This window comes from Geothrix campi, from assembly GCF_024609265.1.
Classification (GTDB): Bacteria; Acidobacteriota; Holophagae; order Holophagales; family Holophagaceae; genus Geothrix; species Geothrix campi.
In genome coordinates, this window is sequence record NZ_JANHMP010000001.1 from 1,816,278 (window position 1) to 1,839,094 (window position 22,817).

At 69.6% G+C, this 22,817-nt stretch carries 20 protein-coding genes; 13 read left to right on the plus strand and 7 right to left on the minus strand.

The annotated features are described in order from the left end of the window. Positions 1 to 82 precede the first annotated feature (82 nt). Both NOV65_RS08455 and NOV65_RS08460 read right to left on the minus strand, forming a co-directional pair. Positions 83 to 1,240 carry a DUF4382 domain-containing protein gene (locus tag NOV65_RS08455; RefSeq protein ID WP_257305793.1) on the minus strand — a complete coding sequence of 386 codons (1,158 nt, stop codon included), beginning with the start codon at positions 1,238 to 1,240 and terminating at the stop codon, positions 83 to 85. Between the two features lie 134 nt (positions 1,241 to 1,374). Further along, positions 1,375 to 3,864: a hypothetical protein gene (locus tag NOV65_RS08460; RefSeq protein WP_257305795.1), complete on the minus strand. Its 2,490-nt coding sequence runs from the start codon at positions 3,862 to 3,864 to the stop codon at positions 1,375 to 1,377. 111 nt (positions 3,865 to 3,975) lie between these two features. Between NOV65_RS08460 and NOV65_RS08465 the strand changes: the two genes are divergently transcribed. Continuing rightward, entirely contained in the window at positions 3,976 to 5,163 is a 1,188-nt protein-coding gene (locus NOV65_RS08465; protein WP_257305797.1) for a type II secretion system F family protein, read from the plus strand. 106 nt (positions 5,164 to 5,269) lie between these two features. On the opposite strand, the gene NOV65_RS08470 is transcribed toward NOV65_RS08465, so the two are convergent. From NOV65_RS08470 to NOV65_RS08480, 3 genes are read right to left on the minus strand one after another with little or no spacing between them, the layout of a single operon-like run. Beyond that, positions 5,270 to 6,409 carry a murein hydrolase activator EnvC family protein gene (locus tag NOV65_RS08470; RefSeq protein ID WP_257305799.1) on the minus strand — a complete coding sequence of 380 codons (1,140 nt, stop codon included), beginning with the start codon at positions 6,407 to 6,409 and terminating at the stop codon, positions 5,270 to 5,272. Positions 6,410 to 6,413: 4 nt separating this feature from the next. Beyond that, positions 6,414 to 7,154, minus strand: coding sequence for a hypothetical protein (locus NOV65_RS08475; RefSeq protein WP_257305801.1), 741 nt, complete (start codon positions 7,152 to 7,154; stop codon positions 6,414 to 6,416). A gap of 53 nt (positions 7,155 to 7,207) precedes the next feature. Then, complete coding sequence (locus NOV65_RS08480) at positions 7,208 to 7,612, minus strand: arginine repressor (protein WP_257305803.1); 405 nt, start codon at positions 7,610 to 7,612, stop codon at positions 7,208 to 7,210. Positions 7,613 to 7,775: 163 nt separating this feature from the next. Here NOV65_RS08480 and NOV65_RS08485 point away from each other — a divergent pair, with 163 nt between their 5' ends. From NOV65_RS08485 to NOV65_RS08525, 9 genes are all read left to right on the plus strand, one after another. After that, positions 7,776 to 8,918 (plus strand): aspartate aminotransferase family protein, encoded by a 1,143-nt coding sequence (locus NOV65_RS08485; protein WP_257305806.1) that lies wholly within the window; start codon positions 7,776 to 7,778, stop codon positions 8,916 to 8,918. A gap of 14 nt (positions 8,919 to 8,932) precedes the next feature. Continuing rightward, positions 8,933 to 9,922 (plus strand): N-acetylornithine carbamoyltransferase, encoded by a 990-nt coding sequence (locus NOV65_RS08490; RefSeq protein ID WP_257305809.1) that lies wholly within the window; start codon positions 8,933 to 8,935, stop codon positions 9,920 to 9,922. A gap of 84 nt (positions 9,923 to 10,006) precedes the next feature. Further along, on the plus strand, positions 10,007 to 10,945 hold the full coding sequence (gene argB / locus NOV65_RS08495) for an acetylglutamate kinase (protein WP_257305811.1): 939 nt from the start codon (positions 10,007 to 10,009) through the stop codon (positions 10,943 to 10,945). After that, positions 10,942 to 12,021, plus strand: coding sequence for a M20/M25/M40 family metallo-hydrolase (locus tag NOV65_RS08500; RefSeq protein ID WP_257305812.1), 1,080 nt, complete (start codon positions 10,942 to 10,944; stop codon positions 12,019 to 12,021). The genes argB and NOV65_RS08500 overlap by 4 nt, the downstream gene beginning before the upstream one ends. Then, positions 12,018 to 13,376, plus strand: a complete 1,359-nt coding sequence (gene argH, locus NOV65_RS08505; RefSeq protein ID WP_257305814.1) for an argininosuccinate lyase — start codon at positions 12,018 to 12,020, stop codon at positions 13,374 to 13,376. Before NOV65_RS08500 ends, argH begins: the two co-directional genes overlap by 4 nt. Before the next feature lie 40 nt (positions 13,377 to 13,416). Continuing rightward, entirely contained in the window at positions 13,417 to 14,604 is a 1,188-nt protein-coding gene (gene argG, locus NOV65_RS08510; RefSeq protein ID WP_257305817.1) for an argininosuccinate synthase, read from the plus strand. Between the two features lie 13 nt (positions 14,605 to 14,617). Then, positions 14,618 to 15,670 carry a P-loop NTPase family protein gene (locus NOV65_RS08515; protein WP_257305819.1) on the plus strand — a complete coding sequence of 351 codons (1,053 nt, stop codon included), beginning with the start codon at positions 14,618 to 14,620 and terminating at the stop codon, positions 15,668 to 15,670. Continuing rightward, entirely contained in the window at positions 15,667 to 16,665 is a 999-nt protein-coding gene (argC, locus tag NOV65_RS08520) for an N-acetyl-gamma-glutamyl-phosphate reductase (protein ID WP_257305821.1), read from the plus strand. The genes NOV65_RS08515 and argC overlap by 4 nt, the downstream gene beginning before the upstream one ends. A gap of 78 nt (positions 16,666 to 16,743) precedes the next feature. Then, positions 16,744 to 18,120 carry a M20/M25/M40 family metallo-hydrolase gene (locus tag NOV65_RS08525; RefSeq protein ID WP_257305823.1) on the plus strand — a complete coding sequence of 459 codons (1,377 nt, stop codon included), beginning with the start codon at positions 16,744 to 16,746 and terminating at the stop codon, positions 18,118 to 18,120. A 48-nt stretch (positions 18,121 to 18,168) separates the two neighbouring features. On the opposite strand, the gene NOV65_RS08530 is transcribed toward NOV65_RS08525, so the two are convergent. Both NOV65_RS08530 and NOV65_RS08535 read right to left on the minus strand, forming a co-directional pair. After that, entirely contained in the window at positions 18,169 to 18,957 is a 789-nt protein-coding gene (locus tag NOV65_RS08530) for an SDR family oxidoreductase (RefSeq protein ID WP_257305825.1), read from the minus strand. Between the two features lie 14 nt (positions 18,958 to 18,971). Next, complete coding sequence (locus NOV65_RS08535; protein ID WP_257305827.1) at positions 18,972 to 19,523, minus strand: hypothetical protein; 552 nt, start codon at positions 19,521 to 19,523, stop codon at positions 18,972 to 18,974. An 85-nt stretch (positions 19,524 to 19,608) separates the two neighbouring features. Here NOV65_RS08535 and NOV65_RS08540 point away from each other — a divergent pair, with 85 nt between their 5' ends. The 3 genes from NOV65_RS08540 to NOV65_RS08550 are packed head-to-tail and all read left to right on the plus strand — an operon-like array spanning position 19,609 to position 22,750. Continuing rightward, entirely contained in the window at positions 19,609 to 20,352 is a 744-nt protein-coding gene (locus NOV65_RS08540; RefSeq protein WP_257305829.1) for an ABC transporter ATP-binding protein, read from the plus strand. Then, a complete protein-coding gene (locus tag NOV65_RS15445) occupies positions 20,343 to 21,947 on the plus strand; it encodes a hypothetical protein (RefSeq protein WP_306671960.1) in 1,605 nt (534 codons plus the stop codon). Before NOV65_RS08540 ends, NOV65_RS15445 begins: the two co-directional genes overlap by 10 nt. After that, positions 21,944 to 22,750 carry a hypothetical protein gene (locus tag NOV65_RS08550; protein ID WP_257305831.1) on the plus strand — a complete coding sequence of 269 codons (807 nt, stop codon included), beginning with the start codon at positions 21,944 to 21,946 and terminating at the stop codon, positions 22,748 to 22,750. Before NOV65_RS15445 ends, NOV65_RS08550 begins: the two co-directional genes overlap by 4 nt. Positions 22,751 to 22,817: the final 67 nt, after the last annotated feature.

The following is a 22,817-nucleotide window of genomic DNA, read 5'->3' on the forward strand; positions in this document are numbered from 1 at the left end:
AGCTCTTGCTGCGGCCGGCCGCAGACAGAGCAAGGCCCGGAAGCCCTGGTGCCAGGGCCTCCGGACCTTGGTGCAGTGGGGCTCAGAGCCCCAGGTTCACGGTCGTCGTCGTGCTCGCGGTCACCGTGGCCGGCTGGACGGTCGAGGTGGTCGTGGTGGTGGTCCCATCCAGGTTCAAGGTGGCTCGCACCGCCTGGACACTGAAGGTGCCGATCGGGACGGTGGTGAACGCGTAGGTCTCCGTGGAGGTGCCCACGGTGGCCATCGTCGTGCGCACGATGAAGCTGAAGGTGCCCGAGGACGTCACGAGCGACTGGAGCAGGTTGACCTGGTCGTTCTGGCTGCTGGTGGCCACCGGCGTGAGGCCGCCCCCCACACCGCCAGTCGAGGCGTTCGCGGTGAACGCGGCACTGTAGGTGAACATCGGAGTCGTGTCGGTCAGGGCGAAGGCTTCGCTGGCCTTGGCGTCATACGCCGTGAAGGGCGCCGCCGAGCCGGTGAGCGGCTGGCTCACCACGTAGTAGGTGGTGCCCACAGGAAGCAGATCCAAGGTGTAGGCGCCGTTGGCATCCGTCACCGTGCTGCGGGCGATCCGGGCCTTCCCGGACCCATCCAGGGTTTCGGCGTAGACCGTGGCACCCGGCAATCCCGTCGAGGTGGTGGCATCGGTCAGCGTTCCGTGGATGGAACCCGTGGCGATCTTGTCAAAAGCCCAGATGGTGGGCCGCAGGATGTACTGGCCCGACATGCCGGCCTGCACGACCTGGATGGAGTGGCTCGCATCGAAGTCGATCCACACATCCTTCGTGGTGCCGGCGACCACATCGAAATTAACGATCAGCTTGATGCCGCTCTGGAGGCCCGACGGCACCTTCAAGGGTACGACGGTGCCATCCGCCAGCTTCACGGTGTTGCCGGGACCGAGGATCAGGCGCATCTGCCCGTAGTGGCCCGCCGGGAGGGTGGCGCCCGCGACCAGAGTCTCGTCCACACCGCCCACGAGGCTCAGCAGATTGAGGGTCTTGTTGGGCGTGCCGAGGGTGATCCAGCTGCCGTTGCTGTTGATCTCCACGGTCTGGATGTTGACGTTGATCTCCTGGTAGCCGGAAATGGGACCGTCCACCAGGTGCACATTCATGCTGCCGCTGCCGCCACCAGAGCTGGAAGATCCGCTGCAGGCCATCAGAAGGGCCAAACCCAGGCCGGCCAACGTCAGGAAGGTCGTGCGCCACTTGAGCATGTTCGCCTCCGAATCAATGCCCCTGAGATAGGCATCGGGACAGCCATCATGGTCCCGGAGGGTTGTCTTCGCAATATAAAAAATTACATTTAAGTTCAATCAATTAAAGATATAGATCTTTAGGTCTAAGTGTTTCAGAACACTCTCAGCAAGGCCACATACCCATTTACGGTGCGGACCCCCGCGATGTCGCTCTGCACCCCCACGCCAAGATCCACGCGCACGGCGGTGAAGACCCAGAAGCCCGGCAGGTCGCCTGTGATGCCAACCCCGCTCATGCCATAGGTCTTCTGATCGTCCAGGCTGCGGGCGCGGGCGTACTCGAGGCTGAGGGACAGGCGCAGGTTGGGCCCCGTGGGGATGGCGAGCGCGGTCTTCCCGTAGGTCAGCCGGTCCGCCGTGATGGCATTGGCCCGGATGCCCGCGATGCGCACCCCTCCGCCCATGCCCCCCGAGTCCAGGGCCATGAAACGGTCGAAGGCCCGGCCCGAGGCCCAGCCGGCCTCGCCATGGAACCAGAAGCCGGGGACCACCTCCCGGTCCAGCCCCAGGCTGGCGCCCCAGCGTCGGAACGCGCCGTCCTCGGGAACCTCCTGCGGGGCCGAGGCCAATCCGTACGTGCCCTCAGGACGGCGACCCCAGCCGTGGTAGGCCCGCACCTGGAACCCCCGGAACAACCAGGAGCCCTGCAGCGTGCCGATGCGCGTCAGGCCCGAGGGTGGCAGTTGGAAACCCGGCGTGCGGTATTTGCTGTCCCCTTCGCCGAAGTCGTCGTACTGGAAATCGCCTCGGCCCTCCAGGCGGAAGCCCAGACCCAGGTCCCGGCCCAGTTCCAGTCCCACCTTCCCGAAGCGGCGGCCGACGCCCTCCTGATCCGACAGGCGCCCGTTCACCACGGGGCGCTCGGTGCTCTTGATCAGCAGGGTGGTGGCATCGGCGCTCACGTCGAAGCTGCCCAGGCCCCGGGGGATCGCCAGGCTGGCGGTATTGAAGAGGATGGCCGTCAGGGCGTTCAGCTGCACGCCCTTCCCGAAGGCGTTGTAGTCGAAGTAGAGGAGTCCACCCAGGGGCACCACCGCTGGCGTGAGGCCCGGATCCACCAGCACCACCCCGGCCAGGGCCCGGCCGCTGCTCTTGGCCTTCTCCTCGATCTTCCGCGTGCCATCGGTCTGCTTCGTGAAGTAGCGGGCCCCGTCCGGCGTGACTTTGACCATGGTGGAACTGGAAGCCCGGGCCGCCTCGCGGGCGGCCTCGAAGCCTTCCCCATTCACCTGGAAATCCCGGTAGGTGAAGCGCCGCTGCACCTGCACCACGCCGCTCGCGCTCACCCACCGCTCGAAGGTCTGCACGCCGACCGGCCGCCAGAGGCCCGGCATCGCCTCGCCGTAGGTGAGGATCTCCCGCTCGCTCTTCACGGTGCCGGGCAGGTTCGTGCGTTCCCGGTGCTCCACCAGGATCCGCCCGGTGGCCTCATCCACCTCCAGATCCCCGGAGTACAGGAGCGGGTCCCCATCCACGGGCTCGAACCGCAGCCGCCGGCGGCCCGGTCCCGCTGGACCGCCGTCCCGGTAGCGGTAGCGTTCCGTCATGCCCAGGGCCACGGGCAGGGACATGGACTGGCGGCTTTCGATGAGCGGCAGCTGCACCTCGCCATCGAGCTTGGCGGTCACTCCGTTGAAGCGGACGGCTTTCTGAAGAAGCTCCGGCCACTCGCCGGCCTTCTCGAAATAGCCGAAGCTGAAGCCGAGATCGCCCCCGCCTCCCGTGGGGCCTTGTAGATGCAGATCCAGTTCCGCCTTCGCCTGGATCGTCCGCGCCGCGGCCCGGGACCGCAGCTGGGTGGCCCGCACCTTGGCCAGCAGGGCGCCCACGTCGTAGGCATCCGCGGCGCTCACGGCCACCTCGGTCCGGTCCTTGGGCAGGGGCACGGCCGACCAGACGCCCTCGGCGAAGGTCCAGCGCCGCATGGCCCCGGCCCGGTTCCGCAGGGTCAGGTCGCCCAGGCCGCCCTCCACCTCCGTGAAGCCTGCGGGCAGCGCCTCGGCCAGCCGGGCTCCGGGGCCACCGGCGGGCACCACCACCCGCCCGCCATCGCCGAGAAGGATCGACACCAGGGCCCCGGGGTCCGAAGGCAGCCAGAGGGTCCAGGGTCGGCCCGGGAACGAATCCTGGGCCCGGGTGAGCTGGCTTCGCCAAGCGGAGGGATCCAGGTTCAAATCCGCCGGCACCAGGGCCCCGCCATCCACGGCGCCCCAGGCGGTTTCATCCAGAAGCGGCGTTGCCGCGGGATCGAAGGCCACGTAGAGGTGCTGGTCCGGCGATTGGGCCTTCAAGGCCTGGGCCGCCGCCAGCAGGAGGGGGAGCCGTCCCTCGCCGGAGGGTAGCCGCAGCCGCACAGCGGGGGCTCCCTTCAGTTCGACCACCAGAGGCATCCAGTGCTGGCGGGCCGCCTCCACCTGGGCCGCATCGCGGTTGTCCTTCGGCACCAGCAACACCCCCTCCACGGCGCGCAGATCCAGGACTGCCGGTTCCGGCACGCCAGTGCGCAGGGGCGCGGCGGGTGGCGCCTGGGCCGCCAGGGCGAGGGTCAGGACGGGCAGCAGGAACAACGGGCGACGTGGCACGAGGCCTCCGGGGCATCGCTTGAGGCTACCCGGATCCTGCCGATGGTCTCCAGCCTCCCGACTCCAGACTCCAGACGCGCAACCCGCTATCCTCAAAGGTCCCAGGTGCCCATGCGATTCACGGTCCGGCTCACCCATTCCAACGGCGAAGTCCTTGTTCGGGACTTCGAAGCGGAGAGCGTCGAGGCCCTGAGGACCCGCGTGCTGGCCGAAGGTGGCTTCCCGCTAGAAATCACCCGCACCGACACGGCCTTCCGCAGCCGCGGGCAGCTGAAGACCGAGTCCCTGGTGCTCTTCAACCAGGAGCTGCTGGCCCTGCTGAAGGCCGGCATTCCCCTGCTCCAGTCGCTGGAGCTGCTGGTGGGCCACGGCAAGGATCCCCAGTTGCGTCGCGGCCTCGCCCAGGTGGTGGCGCTGGTCCGCGAAGGCATGTCCTTCTCCGATGCCCTGGAACAGGCCGGCACCTTCCCGCCGGTCTACCGCAGCAATGTGGTGGCGGGCGAGCGCAGCGGCACCCTGCCGGACGTGCTGGCCCGCTGGCTGTCGTTCCAGAAGTTCGCCCAGCACAGCCGTCGTCGCATCATCGAGGCCCTGTTCTATCCGGCCTTCCTGGTGCTGGTGCTGATCCTGGCCCTGGGCGTGATCTTCAACGTGGTGCTGCCCCGCTTCGCGGAATTCTATGCGGGCGGCGATATCGAAATGCCGTTGTTCACGCGGATCCTGCTGGGAATGGGCAAGGTGGTCAGCTCCACCCTCTGGCTGCAGGGCCTCGTCCTCGCCGGGCTGGCCGTCCTCATCCGCTGGATGGCAGCTTCCGAAGCCGGGCGCAAGCTGGCGGAGCGCCTGCTGCTGGTGATACCGAAGATCGGCACCCTCTACCGCATGTACCACTCCAGCGTGTTCTCCCGGACCATGGGCGTGCTGCTCTCCGGTGGCCTGCCCGTGGTGCAGGCCCTCGAGGTGGTGCAGCGCACCAGCCCCAGCGAGCGCATGAAGGCGGGCCTCGCCACGGTCACCGAGAAGGTGCGCGCCGGCAGCAGCCTGAACCTGGCCCTGGAGCAGGCGAAGATCCTGGATCCCCTGGCGGTCGAGATGGTGCGCGTGGGCGAGCAGAGCAGCGCCCTCCCCGAGATGCTCGACCACGTGGCCGATTTCTTCGACCAGGAAGTGGAAAAGGCCACCACCGCCGTCACCAGCCTCATCGGCCCCATCCTCATCCTCTTCATGGGCGTGGTCGTCCTCGCCCTGCTGCTGGCCATCTACGTGCCCCTGTTCAACGCCAGCAGCGTGGTGCGGTAGGCCCTGCGCAGCGCGGAACCTTCGGGAGAACGGAAGCGAGGCACGGCTCAGCCGGGCCGAGCGCGGGGGTCCGGGGGTGTGCGCGCAGCGCGGAACCCCCGGAGCATTACCGGTACTTCCGCTTCAGCCACTTCTGCGGATCCTGGGGCTGGGCCTGATGGCGGATCTCGAAGCCGAGACGGGGGCCATCCACGGTATCGCCGACGGCGCCCACGGATTCACCGGCCTTGAGCACCTGGCCCTTGGCGACCTGGAGACCCAGCAGGTGGGTGTAGAGGGTGAACCAGCCACCGCCATGTTCGAGGATCACCATGGGGCCGTAGCTCTGGTAGTAGTCGGCGAAGGCCACCCGGCCGTCGGCCACGGCCGCCACGGGGGCGCCGCCGCTGGCCGCGATGAGCAGCCCGCTCTGCACGGTCTTGGTGTGGAAGCGCGGGTGCAGGTGCTCGCCGAAGCCCTGGGCCAGGGTGCCTTCCGTGGGCTGGGGCAGGTTGCCATACAGGGATGCGAAGGCCACGGCGGCCTCGAAGGCCTCGCCCTTGGGCTTGGCCAGCAGGCCGGTCAGCAGGCGCTCGAGCTGGACGGCCTCCTCCGCCAGCTCCGCCTGGACCTGCTTCTGGGCGGCCTCGTCCTTCTGAAGGCCCTCCAGGAACGCGCTGAGCTTCTCCTCCTGGAGGCGGAGCGCGGCCTGCAGCTGGGCGGATTCCTTTTCCTCGATGGCCAGGCGGGCAAGCACGTCCTTCAGGGCCTTCTCCTTGACCGCGAGGTCGTCCTGGAGCCGGTGGATCTGGTCCAGGCGCTTCCGCTCCTGCAGGCGCGCCCAGGCCAGCATGCGGCCCCGCCCCAGCCAGGCGTCCAGATCCTTGAACGTGGCGTAGATGCCCAGATCCCCCCAGGGGCCCAGCGCCTGCATCCAGCGCACCTGTTTGCGGAGATCCCGCTGGAGCTTCAGCACCTCGCCCTGGATGCGGGCCTGTTCGCGGCCGATGACCTGGACTTCGCTCTGAGCCTGGTCCCTTCGCAGGCGGGCCCCGTCCACCTGGGCCTTGGCCCGATCCCGTTGCAGGGAGATGCCCTGGATCTCCACCAGCACGCCCTTGCGCCGCTTCTTCAATGCCGCGAGCTGCTGGTCCACCTGGCCCAGGCGCCCCTGGATGACCGCGAGTTTCTGGCGCAGCTCCGCCGGATCCCGGGCCGTCTGGCCCAGCAGAATCACCGGGAGGATGAAGGCCAGGCTGCGGCGCACGGGCCTACTTCCGACCGCCCGCCGGAAGCAGCATGGCCAGGGCGCCCAGCACCAGCGGCCCGCCGATGGACAGGGGCAGCGCCAGCGGCGAGAAGGGGTCCGAAGGCAGCTGGGCCATGGGCAGCAGCCGCACGAAGACCTCCAACACCTTCACCTGCCCGGCGCTCCACCCCAGATCCTGGCCGAAATCCAGGAAGAAGCTCAGCCGCGGGCCGAGCTCGCGGAGCAGCAGCGTGAGCAGCAGGGCCAGCCCCGCGCTGGACTTCAGCAGGCGCGAGAGCAGCACCGCCCACAGCAGCATCTGGAGGCCCAGCAGCAGGCCGTGCAGATCCGCCCGCAACAGCTCCGGTGGCCAGGCCTCGCCGATGAGGCGCCAGCTCAGCACCCACACGGGAATCAGCGCGACCTGCGAGAGGAACAGCCCATGCACGAAGCCCAGCCCCGTCCCCGCGAAGAAGCCCTTGAGCCGCTCTCCCCGGGCCGCGGCCGCGGTCCACTGGCTCACGGGGCCAAAGGCGCCCAGCAGGACCACCAGCGACACCATCCAGTACATCACGCTCTGCAGGCTACCCAGGACGTAGGCCCGCAGCGAATCCGCGCCCAGGGGGACCTGGGTACCGAAGACGACGATCTGGGACCCCTCCACGCCCTGCTGGCCTCGGACGCCCATGAGCACCAGCCCCGCGAAGAACAGGCAGACCAGCGTCCAGCCGATGCGCAGCTTTGAACTACCGAAACGGTCCATGTGGGGCTCCATGCGAATACGGAGTCAGTCTACAGGCTGCGACCCCGAAGCCCCTACCGCCCCGCCACTACTCGCAGCAGGTGCGCCTTCACGTCGGCCAGGCGCTCGGGCAGCACGGCCACGAACACGGTATCGTCGCCGGCGAGGGTACCCACCTGACCGGGAACGGGATCGGCATCCACGCTGAGGCCCAGGGCCTGGGCGAAACCCGGGGCCGTGCGCAGCACCAGCAGGTTGGGCGGCGCCTCGATGATGGTCACTTCGGGCAGGACCTGGGCGGAGCCCTCCACCCGGCGGTAGCGCCCCTGGACCTTCTGCACCCCCAGGCGCTTGAGCCGCCGGGACAGGGTGGACTGGGTGAGCTCGTGGCCTTCCGCCGACAACCGGTCCAGCAGATCGGTCTGATCCGCGATGGGGTGGGTCTCCAGAAGCTGGAGGATGAGCTGATCCAAATCCATGCATGGATATTGCATGAAATTGCATGAATTCGCAAGTCGATCACTCAGATGTTTCACAAAAGCCATGAAATAGTTCTTGCCTCGGGAAATCTGATCTGTGCATATTATGCAATCGATTGCATGGTTATGCACCCCCATGCGCGCATATGCACAGGATTTCCGCATGCTGCCCAGCCCCACAGTCCCCGCTCTTTTGCCCACCTACGCCCCCTATCCCTTTCCCCTGGTGAAGGGCGAGGCTGACCGCGTCTTCGACGACCGGGGCCAAGCCTGGTGGGACTTCTACGGAGGCCACTGCGTGTGCGCCACGGGCCACAGCCACCCCAAGGTGGTGAAGGCCGTGGCCGACCAGGCCGCCTCGCTGCTCTTCTACTCCGCCGCCGCGGCCCTGCCCGTGCGGGATGCCGCCGCCGCGAAGATCACGGCCTTCTCAGGGATGGACTCGGTCTTCTTCTGCAACAGCGGCGCCGAGGCCAACGAGAACGCCCTGAAGGTGGCGCTGCTGCTGACGGGCCGGAAGACGCTGGCCGCCTTCGACGGCGGTTGGCACGGCCGGACCACGCTCGCCCTCTCCGTGACGGATGACCCCAAGATCACCCAGCCCTTCGCGGACAGCCTCACGCCCTGCCTGCGCCTGCCCTTCGGGGATCTGGCGGCCCTGGAAGCCGCGGACTTCTCGGACGTGGCCGGCGTCATCCTCGAGCCCATCCAGAGCATGGCCGGCATCAAGACCGCCTCGCGGGAGTGGTTCCAGGCCCTGCGGGCCAAGTGCGATGTCAGCGGCACCCTGCTCATCTTCGACGAGATCCAGACGGGCATGGGCCGCCTGGGCACGCCCTTCGCATCCCAGTTCTACGGCGTGCGGCCCGATCTCATGACCTCCGCCAAGGGCCTGGCCTCCGGCGTGCCCATGGGGGCGCTCCTCATGACCGCCGCCGTGGCCTCGAAGCTCAAGGGCGGCGACCTGGGCAGCACCTTCGGCGGCGGGCCCCTGGCCTGCGCGGCCCTGCTGGCCACGGTGGACGTCATCGAGACCGAAGGGCTGATGGCGCAGGCTTCCGAAGCCGCTGAGCGGCTTCGGAAGGAGCTGAAAGGATCGGTCGTCGAAGCCATCCAGGGCGAGGGCCTCCTCCTGGGCCTCCGCACACCCCACGCCGCCGCCCTCAAGAAGCACCTCATGGCGCAGCACATCCTCCTGGGCGGCTCCGGGGACCCCAAGGTGCTGCGCCTCATGCCGCCCCTCAATGTCAGCGACGCGGCCCTCACCGCCCTGGTCGCCGCCATCCACGCCTTCGCCAAGCCCTGATTCCGGGAGCCCACATGAAGCACTTCACCCGCATCGCCGACCTGGGCCCCGAGGGCGTCCAGCAGATCCTGGCCAGGGCCGCCGCCTGGAAGAAGGAGCGGCCCGGCGCCATCTTCGCGGACCGCATCCTCGGCATGGTCTTCTTCAACCCCAGCCTGCGCACCCGGGCCAGCTTCGAGGCGGCCATGCTGCGGCACGGCGGCCACGCCATCGTGCTCGAAGTGGGCGCCGGCACCTGGAAGCTGGAGGACCGCGACGGTGCCGTGATGGACCAGGACCGGGCCGAGCACGTGCGCGAGGGCGTGCCCGTGCTCGGCCGCTACGTGGATGCCCTGGCCGTGCGGACCTTCTCCCACGGCGATGGCGACGCCATCGATGAGCTGGATCCCGTCATCAACGCCTTCCGGCGCTTCTCCACCGTGCCCGTGCTGAGCATGGAGAGCGCCCGGGAGCATCCCCACCAGGGCCTGGCGGACCTGCTCACCATCCAGGAGGCCCACGGCACCACGAAGGTGCCCGTGACCCTCACCTGGGCGCCGCACATGAAGCCCCTGCCCAAGGCGGTGCCCAACTCCTTCCTGCTGACCGCCGCCGCCTGTGGCGCGGAGATCCGCGTGGCCCACCCCAAGGGCTACGAGCTGGCGCCGGAAGTGCGCGCCGAGGCGGAGAAGTACGCGGCGGCCACCGGCGGGAAGATCCTCTACACCACGGACCAGGACGCCGCCCTGGAGGGCAGCGCCGCCGTCTACGCCAAGGCCTGGGGGCCCTCCACCACGTCGGGCCTGGCGGCCGCGCCCATGACCGACCTGGGCGCCTGGATGCCCACCGCCGCCCACATGCAGAAGGCCGCGAAGGAGGCCATCTTCACCCACTGCCTCCCCGTGCGCCGGAACCTGGAAGTCCACGACAGCGTCCTGGACGGCCCCTGGAGCCGCGTGGTGGACGAGGCCGAGAACCGCTTCCACGTGCAGCGCGCCACCATCGACCATCTGCTGAACGATTGACATCGATCCGGGGGGGACCGCCCGGGTCCCCCCACGTGGTGCCCGGGCAAAGCCCAGCCACCACGTCCAATTCCGGAGTTATCCATGCCGCTCTCCCCCAATCCCTACGCCGCCCTCAAAGAAGCCTCCCGGTACGTTCGCCTGTTCCGAGGCAAGACCTTCGTGGTGAAGGTGGGCGGCGACGTCATCGCCGAGCCCAAGATTCGCAAGGCGCTCTGCGAGCAGATCGCCCTGCTGTGGTCCTTCTCCATCAAGGTGGTGGTGGTGCACGGCGGCGGCGCGGAGCTGGACGCCGTGTGCGAGGCCATGAACATCCCCGTGCAAAAGGTGGCGGGGCGGCGGGTGACGAGCCCCGAAGTGCTGGACGCCGCCAAGATGGTGTTCGCGGGCCAGGTGCACATGGACCTGCTGGCGGAGCTCCAGGCCGCCGGCGTGCCCGCCGTGGGTCTCACGGGCCTGGACGCCGGCCTGCTCAAGGCCACCAGGCGGCCGCCGGTGCCCATCGTGCCGGACGGCGCCACCGAACCCCAGCTGGTGGATTTCGGCCTGGTGGGCGACATCGACACCGTGGATCCCCACGTTCTCAGCCACCTGCTCGAAGGAGGTTTCGTGCCGGTGGTGGCGCCGCTTTCCGGGGGGGAAGACGGCGCCATTTACAACACCAACGCCGACACCATCGCCGCCAGCCTGGCCTCGGCCCTGCACGCCGAAAAGCTGTTCTTCCTGCTCTCCGTCCCGGGCCTGCTGAAGGACGTCCACAAGGCCTCCTCCCTCATTCCCCATGCCACCCTGGAGGAGCTCGCCGCCTTCGAGGCCAAGGGTGTCATCAGCGGCGGCATGCGCCCCAAGGTCGCGGCGGTGAAGGCGGCTCTCCAGGGCGGCGTCGCCAGCGCCCACCTGGTGAGCGGCATCGCCCCGGACGCCCTGCTGGCGGAGATCTTCACCAATGAGGGCAGCGGAACGATGATCGTATCGGGGATCGCATCGGGAACCGCCGCGCCCACGGCCGGGGCCAAGCCATGAGCCCGGCGGAGCTGCTCACGCTCCTGGTCGGCACGCCCAGCGTGTCCGGCGAGGAGGGCCCCCTGGCGGACCTGGTGCAGAACCTCGTCTCCACCCAGGGTTTCGAAGTCCAGCGCCAGGGCCACAACCTCTGGTTCACCTTCGGAAAGAAGGGCGGGCCGAGGCTCCTGCTCAATTCCCACCTGGATACCGTACCTCCCAGCGCCGGCTGGGAGGGCGATCCCTTCACGCCCGTCTGGCATGGGTCCCGGCTCCAGGGCCTGGGGGCCAATGACGCCAAGGGCTGCGTGACCGCCATCCTGCTCGCGGCCTTCGACCTCGCGAAGCAGCCCCTCGACGGCGAGGTGGTGGTGGCCCTCACGGCCGAGGAGGAGACCGGCGGCCAGGGCATCGCCACCATCCTCGACCAGCTGGGCCCCCTGGATGGCGCCGTGGTGGGCGAGCCCACGGGCCTGCGGGTCTGCGCCGCCCAGCGGGGCATGCTCCTCCTGAAGTGCACGGCCCGGGGCCAGAGCGGCCACGTGGCCAACGCCCAGATGCTGGGCGCCGAGAATGCCATCCACAAGGCGGCCCGGGACATCGCCAAGGTGGCCGCCATGGAGTTCCCGGCCCACCCGCTGCTGGGCAGCCAGAAGGCCCAGGTCACGCAGATCAGCGGCGGCCTGCGCCGCAACCAGGTGCCCGACGCCTGCGAGTTCTTCATCGACCTCCGCACGGGCCCCGATCAGGACCACGACGCCCTGTGCGCCGCCTTCCAGCGGCAGCTCGAGAGCGAAGTCGCCATCCACTCCAAGCGCTACCTGCCCAAGGGCACGGATCCCAAGCACGCCATCGTCCGCGCCGCCCTTCAGGCCGCCAAGAAGGCAGGCCCCGTGGGCTCCGGCACCACCTCGGACTGGGCCTTCCTGGGCGGCGTGCCCGCCGTGAAGGTCGGCCCTGGTGACACCTTCCGCAGCCACTGCCCCAACGAATACCTCACCATCCAGGAACTTGAAGCGGGTGCGGCCTTCTATGCCAAGCTCATCCCCGCGTTCTTCAAGATGCAGGCGGCCAACCAAGAGACGGGGGCCCGATGAGACCTGAAGCCACCACCCTCTGGGCCAAGGACGTGCCACTGGATGCGGCCATCCACCGCTTTACCGTGGGCGAGGATCCCGAGACGGACCTGGCCCTGTTGGCCTGGGATGCGCTCGGCAGCGCCGCCCACGCCCGGATGCTGGCCGCCACGGGCCTCATCCCCGAAGCCGACGCCGTTTCGCTGGTCCGCGGGCTGCGGCGCATCGCCAACCTCGCCAAGCAGGGGGCCTTTCCCATCCCGCCCCACATGGAGGATGGCCACACCACCATCGAGGCCGATCTCACGCGGAACCTGGGCCCCGTGGGCGGCCGCATCCACCTGGGCCGTTCCCGCAACGACCAGGTGATCCTGGCCCTGCGCCTCTACCTGCGCAATGCCCTGGTGATCCTGGGCCTGCGGGTGGCGGACCTGGCCGAGGGCTTCCTCACGTTCGCGAAGGCGAATCAGGACACGCCCCTGCCGGGCTACACGCACCTGCGACGGGCCATGCCCAGCACCTTCGGCCTCTGGGCCACGGCCTTCGCCGAAGGCCTGCTGGAGGAGCTGGAGGCCCTGCAGGGCGTGTACGGCCGCCTGGACCGCTGCCCGCTGGGATCGGCCGCCGGTTTCGGCGTGCCCCTGCCCATCGACCGGGAACTCACGGCGAAGCTGCTGGGCTTCTCGAAGGTGCAGCGCAGCCCCATCGACGTGCAGAACAGCCGGGGCCGCCACGAGGCCGCCGTGCTGCAGTGGGCCGCCTCCGTGGGTGGCGTGCTGGAGAAGTTCCTCTGGGACGTCTCCCTCTACAGCACCGAGGAGTTCGGCTTTCTCAAGCTGCCGGACGCCTTCACCACCGGCTCGAGCATCATGCCCCAGAAGAAGAACCCGGACGTGGTGGAGCTGGCGCGGGGCCGCTGCCGGGAGCTGCGCGGCGCCGCGGGCCTGGTGGAGCAGCTCGCCTCGGGCCTGCCCTCCAGCTACCACCGGGACTTCCAGCTGCTGAAGCAGCCCCTGATCACCGCGCTGCGGCACGCCGACGACCTCTTCGCCGTGCTGAAGCCCCTGCTGCCCGCCCTCCAGGTGAAGGCCAAGGCCGCCGCCGCGGCCTCCAGCGACGAGCTCTACGCCGCCCACCAGGCCTACGTCCTCGTGCAGGGCGGCCTGCCCTTCCGCGAGGCCTACCGCCAGGTGGCCCAGCAGATCCAGGACGGCACCTTCGCTCCGGACCGCACGGCTCTCACCGCCACCCACCTGGGCGGCGCCGGCAACCTGGCCCTGGACGCGCTCGAAGCCGACCTCGCCGCTGCCCGTGGCTGGATCGAGGCGAGGCAGCAAGCCCATGCCCAAGCGGAGGCTGCGCTATGGGTGAACTGAGGAACGGCCCCCTTGATGTTTCTCTCTTGAAAGGCCTCCCATGAGCCAGCTCGCCGTTCTCGCCTTCTCGGGGGGTCTCGACACCTCCTTCTGCGTGCTCTACCTCAAGGAGCAGGGCTACGACGTGGCCACGGTCACGGTGAACACGGGGGGCTTCTCGCCGGAGGAGCTGGCCCGCATCGAGGCCGCCTCGCCGAAACTGGGCGCCGTCAGCCACACCACGGTGGACGCCCGCATCGGGCTCTTCGATGGCTACCTGCGCTACCTGGTCTACGGCAACGTGCTGCGGGGCCAGATGTACCCGCTGTCCGTGTCGGCCGAGCGCGTCTGCCAGGCCCGGGCCGTGGCGGAGCTGGCCAAGGACATGCACGCCGCCGCCATCGCCCACGGCTCCACCGGCGCCGGCAACGACCAGGTGCGGTTCGATGTGGCCTTCCGCGCCCTGGCGCCGGACCTCCAGATCCTCACCCCCATCCGCGACCTGGCCCTCTCCCGGGCCGAGGAGATGGCCTACTGCGCCGACCGGGGCGTGATCTTCCCCCCGAAGACGCAGGACTACTCCATCAACGAGGGCATGTGGGGCACCAGCGTGGGCGGCCGGGAGACCCTCGATCCCTGGACCTCCCTGCCCGAGGCGGCCTTCCCCGGCGGCGTCATCGGCAGCCTGGCCCCCAAGACGCTGGTCATCGGCTTCGAGGCAGGCGTGCCCGTCTCCCTGGATGGCAACAGCATGGACCCCGTCACCCTCGTCGCCCAGCTCAACGCCGTGGGCCGGCCCTACGGCATCGGCCGCGGCGTGCACCTCGGCGACACCATCCTGGGCATCAAGGGCCGCGTGGGCTTCGAGGCCCCGGCCGCGCACCTGCTCATCGGCGCCCACCGAGAGCTGGAGAAGCTCGTCCTCAGCGGGAAGCAGCTCTTCTGGAAGGAGAGCCTGGGCAACCTGTACGGGTCGCTCCTCCACGAAGGCCACTTCTTCGACCCGCTGGCCCGCGATCTCGAGGCCTTCCTCGAATCCAGCCAGGACCGCGTGAGCGGCGAGGTGCGTCTCACCTTGCACCCCCGCGCCTTCGTGGTAGAGGGCGTGCAATCCCCCTATTCCCTGATGGATCCCCGCATCGCCACCTACGGCGAGGCCAACAAGCTCTGGACCGGCGCCGAGGCCGCCGGCTTCGCCAAGGTCTTCGGCGTCCAGCAGGTCCTCACCCTCAAGGCCAAGCCGAACTGATTCCGAGGTCCCCATGCGCATCCACGTCGACAAACTCGCCTCGGTCACCCGCAACCTGCGGCTGGGCCGCACGCTCACGCTCTCACCGGAGATCCTGCTGGAAGAAGGCTCAGTCATCGCCTGCCGCATCCGGGGCGAGAAGACCACCTACAACCAGCTGGAGGATCCCCACGGGCGCATGAGCACCTTGCATGACGGGGACATCCTCGTGGGGGCCCTGGGCCACCGCAATGCCCTCCAGGGCTACGAAGGCGTCATGCCCGAGTCCCTGAAACCGGGCGATACCGTGAACCTGCTCAACATGGGCGGCGTCATCGGCAAGTGCCTGTCCCACAACCCTGATGTGGGCAAGCCCTTCGAACTGGAGGTGCTGGGCCAAGTGCTGGTGTTCCCCGAGTTCCAGTCCCGCGCTGGCCAGCCCGCCCACATCCGCATGGGCGCGCTCAAGGGTACGGGCCTCTCCACCCACTGCCCCGTGGTGTACGTGGCGGGCACCTGCATGAACGCGGGCAAGACCGCCGCTGCCTGCGCCACCATCCGCCAGCTCAGCCGCGCGGGCTACCGCGTGGGCGCCTGCAAGCTCACGGGCGTGTCTCTCATGCGCGACGCGCTGGCCATGCGCGACTACGGCGCCGAGGTGGCCCTGGACTTCACCGACGCCGGCATCGTCTGCACGGACGCGCGCAGTGCGGCCGGCGTGTCGCGCATCATCTTCTCGGAACTGGCGGCCCACGGCGTGGATGTCATCGTGGCTGAGACCGGCGACGGCATCATGGGCGAGTACGGCGTCCAGGCCATCCTCGAAGACGCCGACCTGAAGGCCCTGAGCGGCGCGTTCATCCTGTGCGCCAACGATCCCGTGGGCGCGGCCGGTGGCGTCCATCACCTGAAGAACGCCTTTGCCATCCAGGCCGACCTCATCGCCGGCCCCGCCACCGACAACCGCGTGGGCGAGCGCTTCGTGGCCACCCTCGGTCTCCCCGCCCGCAACGCCCGCGCCGATTCGGAAGCACTCGGCAAGTTCGTGCTGGGCCTCGTCGAGCCCAAGATCGCGGCCAAGGCATGAGCAAGGTCGACGTGCTCATCCTCGGTGCCTCCGGCTACGGCGGAGGCGAACTGCTGCGCTGGCTGTCGATTCATCCCGCGGTGAAGTCCCTCCGCGGCACGGCCAGGAGCCACGCGGGCAAGCCCTTCCATGCCCAGCACCCGCACCTGCAGGGGCTGGTGGAGGGTACCTTCGAGGCCGCGCCGGACTGGACGCCCCTGGCCGACAGCGCCTTCCCGGTCGTGTTCTCGGCCCTCCCCCACGGGGAGCTGGCCAGGCTTTGGCCGGAGTTCCAGACCGAGTGGACGCGTCTTGGCCTCGCGGACAAAGTCACGGTCATCGATCTCTCCGCCGATTTCCGCCTGGATCCCGCCTGGGTCTACGGCCTGGTGGACTGGAAGCCCGGGCGCATGAAGGGCGCCCGGCGCATCGCCAATCCCGGCTGCTTCGCCACCGCCCTGCAGCTGGCCCTGCTGCCACTGGCCCCCTGGAAACCCGCCTTCGTGGCCGTCACCGCCGCCACGGGTTCCTCGGGATCCGGCGCCGCACCCAGCGACACCACCCACCATCCCACCAGGGCCACGGACTTCCGCGCCTACAAGATCCTCAGCCACCAGCACGAGGCCGAGGTGCTGCGCACGCTCGCCGCGGAGAGCTGGGAGGTGCCGCTGAGCTTCGTGCCCCAGAGCGCGCCCATGGTGCGGGGCATCTTCGCCACCCTTCAATTCCCGCTGCCCGCGGGAATTGAAGGCGGGGCCCTTCGGGCCCTCTATGAGGACTTCTACAAAGATCGCTTCTTTGTGCGGATCGTGGAGGGGTCGCCCCGCGTGGCCGCCACCACGGGCAGCGCCTTCGCCGATATCGCGGTGGCGGCGCGCCATGGCCACGGCGCCGTGATGGTCGCCCTGGACAACCTGGGCAAGGGCATGGCCGCTCAGGCCGTGCAGAACCTCAACCTGGCCCTGGGCCTGCCGGAGTGGACGGGACTCAAGGTGGCGGGCGGGTACCCCGGCTGAGGCATCGAAGATGCCTAGATCGCTTAATAGACAAGACTTCCGGATGTGGGATGATGATTGACCCTTTCCGGAGCGTCTATGAATCCATCCCTTCTCACCCGTGAGGCCCTGGGCCGGTTCGCCAACGAAAGCCGTGCGGCCTTCGAGGCGGAGCTGAAGACCCTGGTGGAGATCCCCTCCATCAGCGCCGACCCGGCCCACCAGGGCGATGTGCGGCGCGTGGCCGAAGCGGCGCGGGCGCTCTTCGAGCGGCACGGGGGCAAGGCCGAGATCCTGGAGACCAGCGGCAATCCCCTCATCCACGGGTGGTTCGGCGAGGATCCCAGCTGCTCGACGATCACGGTCTACAACCACATGGACGTGCAGCCCGCCAACGAACCCGAGTGGACGGCGGAGCCCTTCACCTTCGTGGTGGCCGGCGACACCTACCGGGGCCGCGGCAGCACGGACGACAAGGGTCCGGCCGTGACGGCCTTCTTCGGTGCCCTGGCGGCCCGCAAGGCGGGCGTGCCCCTCAACATCCACTTCCTGTGGGAGACCGAGGAGGAGATCGGCTCGCCCAGCTTCGAGGGTGGCCTGAATCGGCACAAGGACCGCCTGAAGACCGACGCCATCGTGGTGAGCGACACGGTCTGGATCACCCGCGGCAAACCCAGCACTCCTGCGGGTCTGCGCGGCCTCAAGGGCTTCCGCCTGACGCTGGAGACCGCGGACCACGACCTGCACAGCGGCGTGGTGGGCGGCGCGGCGCGCAATCCACTGGCCGAGCTCATCAAGGTCGTGGCCGAGATGATGGATGGCGAAACCGGCAAGGTAAAGATCCCCGGCTTCTACGACGAGGTGGTGAAGCCCTCCAAGCAGGAGCTGGAGGAGTGGGAGAACGCCGGCTTCAGCGTGGACACCTTCAAGAAGGACCACATGATCACCGGCATGCGCACCGAGGATCCCATCAAGGTCATGAAGCGCGTCTGGGGTCGGCCCACCATGGAAGTCCACGGCGTCGTGGGCGGCTACACGGGCCCCGGCATCAAGAGCGCCGTGCCGCCCCGGGCCGAGGTGAAGCTGAGCTGCCGCCTGGTGCCGGACATGGACGAGGCCAAGACCATCGGCCGCATCCGCGCCTTCGTGAACGAGCGCTTCCCCGATGTGCAGTTCCACGAAGAGCATGGCCTGGCGCCTTTCAAGGGCCATGTCACCGGCCCCTACGCCGAGGCCATCAAGGACGCCTACCACTTCGCCTTCAACGCCCCCTGCTCCTTCACCCGGGAAGGCGGCAGCATCGGCGCCGTGAAGACCATGGAGGACATCCTGGGCTGCGATGTGTTCTTCCTGGGCCTCAGCCTGCCCAGCCACGGCTACCACGCGCCCAACGAGAACTACGACTGGGAACAGGCCGGGGGCGGCATCGCAGCCTTCGCGCACTACTTCCAGACGGTGAGTGGGATCAAGAACTGAAGACCGTTACCTGCACAGAAACGCCGGCCAGGGGCCGGCGTTTCTGCGTCAGAACGTGCCTTGGACAAGGCCTCCGTCCACCAGCAGGCTCTGGCCGGTGAGGTAGCTCGCGGGCTGGCCGCAGAGGAAGGCGATGACGGCGCCGACCTCACCGGGGTCTCCGATGCGGGCGGCGGGGATGGCCGCGGCGGTGCGGGCGTAGTACTCGTCCATGGTGATGCCTTCGGCGGCGGAGCGCAGCTCAGCCAGGTGGACCTGGCGGTCAGTCATCACGTGGCCAGGCAGGACAGCGTTCACCGTGATCCCCTCCGCGGCTGTCTCCAGGGCTAGGGTGCGGGTAAAGCCCGATAGGCCGGCCCGCAGGGTGGAGCTGATGGTGAGCAGGGGCGTGGGCTGCTTGGCCACCAGGCTGGTGATGTGGACGATGCGGCCCCACTGGGCGGCCCGCATGCCGGGCAGGACAAGCCGTGACAGGCGCACCACGTTCATCAACGTGGATGCCACCCCGGCGGCCCAGTCGTCGTCGGAGAGGTCTGCGGAGCCTGCGGCCTTGGGACCGCCCGTGTTGGTCACCAGGATCTGCACGGGACCCATCGCGGCCCCCGTGGCCTGATGCCAGCGGGCCAGATCCTCGGCCTTGGACACGTCCGCCGCCACCGTGAGGGCGGGCACGCCCAGGGCCTCCAGCTCGGCCTTCACCGCCGCCAGGGCATCCTCGCTCCGCCCGCATACGGACACCGCGCAGCCTTCCGCTGCCAAGGCCAGGGCCGCGGCCCGACCCAGCCCCTTGCTGCCCGCCGCCACCATGACCACCTTGCCGCGAATGCCGAGATCCATGGGTTCCTCCTGGGCTACCGGGGTGCGGATGGCGTTTGTTCGACGGGCGCGGCCGCGGTGGAGGCCGGCTCGGGACGTCGGGGAGCGGCGGGCGGCGGGCACCCCTGGGCCTGCCCCAACCCCTTGAGGTAGGCCCGTCGGGTCAGGCCCGCGGCGACGGCCTCGGCCACCAGCCGGGAGCGGCGTTCGGCTCCGCTCAGCTTCCGCACCCAGCCCCGGAAGGGGATGAGGCCCTCGGTCGTATGGCGCACGGCGCCCACGGCCGCGCCGCCCGCCTCGGCCCGGCCGCGTTCGCCCAGGCTTGGAGCCGCTGCCGGCGGAGCATCCAGGTCCGGAGGCAGGGCCGCATCCAGCTGCTGCACCTCTGCCACCAGGCCGGCGCAGCTGGGATCCGCCGGTGGTCCGTAGGGGGCCTTCTGGGCCGCCAGCAGGATCGGCGGGATCTTGGCGCGCACCAGGTTGAGGTCGCCCAGGGGCGCGGTGGCGGCATCCGACAGGTTGGCCGCCTCGGGCTTGGAGCAGGCGGACAGGGCCAGCAAAGACGAAAGGGTCAGCAGGGACGACACCAAGATCCGGGGGGTTGCCATGGCGCGAAGTATACCGGGCCCTCCCGGCCCTGAAGCCTCCGGGCGCCACTGCTACCCTCGGAGGATGCCCGCCCTGGAACTGGACTCCCTCACCAAGCGCTTCGGCGACAAGACGGCCGTCGACGACCTCAGCCTCGCCCTCGAACCCGGTGCCTTCCTGGGCCTACTGGGCCGCAACGGGGCCGGGAAGAGCACGACGCTGAAGATGGTGACGGGCCTGCTGAAGCCCACCTCGGGCCGCATCCGAGTGCTCGGCCTGGACCTCGAATCCGACCCCCTCGCCGTGAAGCGCCAGATCGGCGCCATGCCCGAGGACATGGCCCTCCTCGACATGCTAACGGGTCCCCAGTACCTGCGCTTCGTGGGCCGCATGTACGGCATGCCGGACGCCCTCATCGATGGCCGTCAGGCGGAGCTGTTCGACACCCTGGACCTGGCGCCCGGCCCGAAGACGCTCATCGCGGACTACAGCTTCGGCATGAAGAAGAAGGTAGCCCTCTGCGCGGCGCTCATCCACGGGCCCAAGGTCGTGTTCCTCGATGAGCCCTTCGAGGGCATCGACCCCGTCACCAGCCGCACCATCAAGGACATCCTCCAGAGCCTGCAGCAGAGCGGCGTCACGTTGGTGCTCACCAGCCACATCCTCGAAGTGGTGGAGAAGCTCTGCCCCCTCATCGCCATCCTGGACGAGGGCCGGCTCAAGGGCTTCGGCCCCCTGCAGGAACTTCGCCGAGGCAATGAAAGCCTCGAACAGCTCTTCGTCGATCTGGTGGGTGGCCCCCAGAAGGAGGGCCTCTCGTGGTTGTGAGCCCCTTCCGCGCCCTGTTGGCCGCCCACGGACAAGCCACCTGGAACCGCTCGGCCCGGGAGCTGGGACGGCAGGGTGCCTGGGCCCTGGCCCTGGCGGTGGGCGTGTTCTCCCTGCTTGGGGCCCTCGGCCTGCTCCTGGGTGGGGGCGCCCTGGGCTGGCTCCTGGGGAGCCGCCTCGAACGGCCGGTCGTCATCACGATCCTCGGCACCCTGCTCGCCTTCCTGGGCTTCGGCGGCGGCCTCATTGGCGGCGTCCTGGGCGGCGCCCGGGAGCTGGCCTGGGAGACCTACCGGGGCTTCCCCCTGCGGCTGCGGACCCTCTACCTGGCGGAGCTGACGGCGGGCCTGGCGGACATGCTGCCGCTGACGATGGGCCTGGCCCTGACGGGGCTGATGCTGGGCATCGGTGCGGCGGCACCCTGGACTTTGCCGCTGATCCCGCTCGTGCTTCTCGAGACGCTGCTGATGCTGCTGGCCCTCCAGCTGCTGGTGGGGGGCCTGGCTGCGGCCCTGGTGAAGCGCCTCCGCCTCGCCCTGGTGGGCCTGGGGATCCTGGCCTGGCTGGGCTCCACCCTGATGTCCTCCGGCCTGCCGAAGCGCGGGGCAGGGCCGTCCACCCGCCCCCTCCAGGCCGCCCAGGTCGAGAAGGCCCAGGCCCTGGGGCGGGGCGCCGCCCGGGTGCTGGAAGCCCTGCCCACCCATGCCGCCGCCCGGAGTCTGGCCAAGGCGCAGGCTGGGCAGTGGAGCGCGGCCCTGGCCCTGCACCTCTACCCGCTGGGCCTGCTGGCGCTGGTGATGGTCCTGGGCGCGCGGATCATGGCCCGGGAGACGAGCGGAGCCACGGCCCCGCCCTCCACCACCCGTAGGCCCGATCGCCTGTGGAGTTTCCGGCATCCCGCCGAAGGTCTCGGACGGCTCCATTTCCAGACGCTCATGCGCAGCCACCTGGGCCGCTTCGCCTTCCTGATGCCCCTCATGACCGTGGTGCTGCTGAAGGGTCCCTTCGCCCAGTTCAAGGCGAACCCCCTCTGGACCGTGCCCGCGGCCTTCGCCTACCTGTCCCTGGTGGCGAACAACTTCGTGTTCAACCAGTTCGGCCTGGACCGGCACGGCGTGAAGGGCCTGCTGCTCCTGCCGGTGGGGCCGGAGGATCTGCTCAAGGGGAAGCTGCTGGGCATGGCGGCCCACCAGGGGCTCCAGGCCCTGGCGCTGGCGGGCTTGCTGCTGGCTGTGGATCACGCGGGGCTCATTCCCCTGCTCGGCGGCATGCTGCTCATGGGCTGCATCTTCCTGGCCCAGACTTCGGTGGGGCAGTGGACCTCCACCTGGGCGCCGCGGCCCATGGCCATGGATAGCCTCAAGAACAACAACATGCCCTTCGCCCTGGGCCTGCTGAGCGTGGCCACCTCGGGCTTCTGGGCCAGCCTCTTCGGGGGCGCCTACGCGCTGCTGGCCTGGAGCTCGCCGCGGCTGCTGGTGCCGGGCATGGCGCTCCTCTTCGGGCTGGTGCTGACGGCGCACCTGCTGCTGCTGCCCGCGGCGGCCGCGGCCCTGGACCGGCGCCGGGAGAAGCTGGTGGAGGCCCTGGGATGAATCCCGAGGCGCTGCGGCTGGCGGCGGAGCTGGGCGGATCGGTGCTCTCGGCGCCCGGCGGCGGGTTCGTCCTCGTGGAGCGGATCCAGGGCCACGGCCTGCCGCAGATCCTGGTGCTGGGGCGGACGGCGGAGGACCTGGTCGAGCCCCTGGCGGCTGCGGCCGCGATCCAGGCCCGGGGCCTGGCGGTGAACGTGCTGGGCCTCGTGCCGGCGCCCGGCTGCGACCTAGCCTCCACCCTGGACCTGCACCGCCGACGCCTGGGCGCCCTCGTTTGCGCCCTGGACGCGGGCCTGCCCTGGCTGGACGGGAAGCCCATGCTGGTCCGGCGCCTGCCGGGCCGCATCGCCCGGACCGTGCCCGTGGCCCTGGAGAAGGCCCCCATGGGCCCCCTGGAGAAGGCGGACCTGAAGCTATTCCTGCCGGACTGGGACAAGGCCCGCCGCAAGATGACCTTCCGCCGCCCGGAGTGGCGGGAGGCGCCAGATCACGTGGAGCACGGCGGCTTCGAGGCGGACCTCTGGCCCGGCGTGCCCCTGCCCGAAGGCGCCGAGCTGCGGGTGCCGCCCCTGGTGCTGCCGGAAGCCACGGCCCTCACCGACGCCCTCCGCACGGCCCTGCGCACCGCCACGGGCCAGCCCATCCCCTTCCTACCCCTGCCCGGCGACCCCGCCCCCCTCCACGCGCTGCGCACGCTCACGCCCGAGGCCACCGCCTTCCGCGGGCCCGCCCGGGCCTGGGAGCTGGCCTTCGAAGGGCTCTCCCGCCTGCCCGCGCCGCCACACTTCTGCGCGCGCTGCTGAAGGCCATCGGGCGCAGGATGCCGTTTTTACATGAAGGCGCGCCCGGTGGAAATGTGTATATTTTCAA